General features: G+C 46.6%; 3 protein-coding genes. 1 reads left to right on the forward strand and 2 read right to left on the reverse strand.

Annotated features, from left to right (window positions below; translation table 11 throughout):
• On the reverse strand, positions 1-1,482 hold a 1,482-nt coding region (locus tag Q0Z62_RS10635; RefSeq protein ID WP_298054416.1), incomplete at its 3' end, for a DUF3683 domain-containing protein.
• A 123-nt stretch (positions 1,483-1,605) separates the two neighbouring features.
• On the reverse strand, positions 1,606-2,151 hold the full coding sequence (locus Q0Z62_RS10640; protein WP_298054421.1) for a YqaA family protein: 546 nt from the start codon (positions 2,149-2,151) through the stop codon (positions 1,606-1,608).
• Positions 2,152-2,289: 138 nt separating this feature from the next.
• On the opposite strand from Q0Z62_RS10640, the gene ilvA reads away from it, so the two are divergent.
• The gene (ilvA, locus tag Q0Z62_RS10645) at positions 2,290-3,798 is read left to right on the forward strand and encodes a threonine ammonia-lyase, biosynthetic (protein ID WP_298054426.1); all 1,509 of its coding nucleotides are present in this window, start codon (positions 2,290-2,292) and stop codon (positions 3,796-3,798) included.
• The last annotated feature ends 8 nt before the right edge of the window (positions 3,799-3,806 follow it).

Genomic DNA, 3,806 nt, shown 5'->3' on the forward strand with positions numbered 1-3,806 from the left:
GCTATCACCCACAATATCGCCAATAAGCACCATTTTAGGTAAGCCACTGCGTTTGCTTTTGGTCGCATAGCCGACAGCGCGTAAGTAGCGTTCATCTAGGTGTTCTAGCCCTGCTAATAAGGCACCCATGTCTTTGCCAGTGCTGTCTAAATAGTTCTTGATCTCAACAATGGAGGGGACCGCATTACGCGCAGAGCCAAAGAACTCTAAACAGACAGTACGAGTGTGATCAGGCATGCGGTGTAATATCCAGCGAGCTGCTGTGATAATGCCATCACATCCTTCTTTTTGTACCCCAGGTAAGCCAGAGAGAAATTTATCAGTGACGTCTTTACCTAAGCCCTCTTTACGAAATAGTTTGCCTTCAATTTTGAGCGTTTCTTGGCGTAATAGATGAGAGCCAGGGGCTTGGGCCCCGTCATACCAATGTAGTTCAAAAATGGCTTCGTCAACCTCGTGGATTTTGCCAAGGTTATGATCTATACGTGTAATTTCGAGCCAGTTACCCTCGGGGTCAACCATGCGCCACCAGCTTAGGTTGTCTAAAGCGGTTCCCCATAATACGGCTTTTTTTCCACCGGCATTCATTGCCACGTTTCCGCCAACACAGGAGGCATCAGCAGAGGTTGGGTCTACCGCAAACACACGTCCGGCGGCTTGGGCGGCCTCGTCTACGCGACGAGTCACAACACCAGCACCCGTCAAGATAGTGTGAGTGGGCTCGGATAGGCCAGGCAGTTGAATTGCTTCGACGGGGCCAATCGCATCTAGTTTTTCTGTATTGATTACAACGGAACGTGGGCTAAGAGGGATAGCACCACCGGTGTAACCCGTACCACCACCACGAGGAATAATGGTTAGTTTTAATTCAATACAGGCACGTACGAGTGCTGCAATTTCCTCTTCGGTATCAGGCGTTAATACTAAAAATGGATATTCTACGCGCCAGTCTGTGGCATCTGTGACGTGAGAAACGCGAGATAGACCATCAAATTTAATATTGTGTTTGGCAGTAAAGCCAGCTAAGCGTTTAATGATTTTTTGACGTAGCTCACGTGCTTCGTGGAATTCACGCTCAAAATCATTGACGGCCTGACGGGCGGCGGATAAGAGAGTGAGGACCTTTTGATCGCGTTCAGGGACATCAATATCACGACGAGCATTAATTTCGTTTAAGCGATGCGATAAGGCATCGATGAGTTGCTGCTGACGTTTAGGATTGTCGAGTAAGTCATCCTGTAAATAGGGATTACGACGAACCACCCAAATATCACCCAGAACCTCAAAGAGCATGCGCGCTGATCTGCCAGTACGGCGCTCAGAACGAAGCTCAGAGAGCTTTTCCCATGCTTCAGGCCCCAATAGGCGCAACACAATCTCGCGATCAGAGTACGAGGTGTAGTTATAAGGAATTTCGCGCAGACGATTGGTTAAATCAGGTGCGTTAGCGGCTAAAAATTGGCTTGCGACCGGAGCATTCATAGTGATTAGACTAAAAGCATTGAGTAAAGTTAAGCAACGATAGAACCCTTTAGTGTAAATCATTCAACAGCAATACGTGCTGATATGCAGGGCTTTTTAGGATTTTTGATACGGGTTAAGGCATTAAAACCAACCTAAGTGTGGCAGAATCCATAAAATTCCCGATGTCATCATGACATAGCGCAAGAACTTACCGATAGCCATATAAACTAAACAAGGGACTAGCGGCAGGCGCGCCCAGCCAGCCAGTGCGCATAAAGGATCACCCACAATAGGTAACCAAGAAAAGAGCAAGGCTTTAGGGCCTAGGGTAGTGAGCCATTTAGTAATGAAACTGTGCCACCGACCACCGGCCTTTTTACCGTAATCCTGATCGCTATCGTCTTCATGCGGATGTTTTTCTCGCCAGGTTTCATAGGCTTTAGCTGCGCCTAGACCCATCCAGTAACTGACTGCGCCTCCTAAGGTGTTGCCGACCGTTGCAATGACGACAGCAGCCCAAAACATGTGGGGTGCAACACTGAGATAAGCCAGTACCGCAGGCTCAGACCCCAAGGGTAATAATGTGGCCGAAACGAAACTAACAATAAAAATGGCACTGAGACCAATTTCAGGTAATGCCAAGACATGTAGTAGCCAAAGTACCGTACTGTGTATCCATGCTTCCATGCTATTCCAGATAAAAGAGCTGTGACTAGAGGCCGCGTCTACGCCTATTTGCGCTAAGCCTGTGTTATTCTTTTTGGTTTTACCCGCTTCTATTTGCCGTCGTTATGGCGGCCTTTTGTTGAATTATCTACCCAAATTATGTCCAACGACTATCTGAAACGTACTTTGACCTCTAAGGTCTATGATGTGGTGTCAGAAACACCACTGGAACTCGCTCCCTTAACCTCAGCGCAGTTGAATAACCGTATTTTACTCAAACGTGAGGATCAACTCGCAGTTTTTAGTTTTAAGTTACGCGGTGCTTACAACAAGATGGCGCAAATGCCCGCAGAGGATCTAGCCCGAGGTGTGATTGCCGCCTCAGCAGGTAATCATGCCCAAGGGGTCGCATTTTCTGCTAAACGTTTAGGGGCTCGTGCAGTTATTGTGATGCCAGTCACTACTCCACAGTTAAAAGTCGATGCGGTACGTAATCTGGGTGGCGAGGTAGTGCTGTTCGGAGAAAGTTTTACGGATGCCTATGATTACGCCGTGAAATTGATGGAAAAAGAAGGGCTAACCTTTGTTCATCCATTTGATGATCCAGATGTGATAGCAGGACAAGGCACGATAGGGATGGAAATCCTACATCAGCACCCTGGTCCAATTGACGCCATATTTATTCCAATTGGTGGTGGTGGTTTGATTGCGGGGGTAGCCGCATATATTAAACAACTGCGTCCAGAGATTAAAATTATTGGTGTGCAAACAGAAGACTCTGCCGCCATGCAGCGCAGTGTTAAAGCAAAGCGTCGTTTGTCTTTAAATGATGTGGGTTTGTTTTCTGATGGTACAGCAGTCAAGCAAGTGGGTTCAGAGACGTTTAAGTTAACGCAAAAATACGCTGATGATTTTGTGCTGGTTGATACGGATGCGATTTGCGCGGCAATTAAAGATGTTTTCCAAGACACGCGTAGTGTTTTGGAGCCTGCCGGAGCCTTAGCGGTAGCAGGTGCTAAAAAATATATTCGCCAAAACAATATAAGTGGTCAAACCTTTATTGCGATTACTTCTGGTGCGAATATGAATTTTGATCGGTTACGTTTTGTGGCCGAGCGCGCTGACGTAGGCTTAGCCAAAGAAGCGTTATTCGCGGTGACCTTACCCGAGGCTCATGGTAGTTTTTTACGTTTATGTGAGGCCTTAGGTGATCGTTCTGTCACTGAGTTTAATTATCGCATCTCAGATGCGAAAATCGCTCATGTGTTCGTCGGGTTACGGATTCAATCCGAAGCGGAGATAGATCAGTTAGAGCAGCATTTTGTAGATAACGGATTTCCGACCTTGAACTTAACAAATAACGAAATGGCAAAAACACATTTGCGTTATTTGGTGGGTGGACGCACGGATTTAGCCCAGCACGAGGTGCTATATCGTTTTGAGTTCCCAGAGCGACCAGGAGCATTACGCCGGTTTTTAAGCAGTATGAATCCTGAGTGGAATATCAGCCTATTCCATTATCGTAATCAGGGCGATGACTATGGGCGGATCTTGGTAGGGATTCAAGTTCCCCCTACGGACAAAAAAATCTTCCGTGAGTTCCTAAGTGACCTGGGCTATCCGCATTGGAATGAAAGCGATAACCCCGTTTATAAATTGTTCTTATAGTAAAAAAG

The sequence above is a fragment of the uncultured Paenalcaligenes sp. genome (assembly GCF_947630565.1).
Lineage (GTDB): Bacteria > Pseudomonadota > Gammaproteobacteria > Burkholderiales > Burkholderiaceae_B > Paenalcaligenes > Paenalcaligenes faecalis.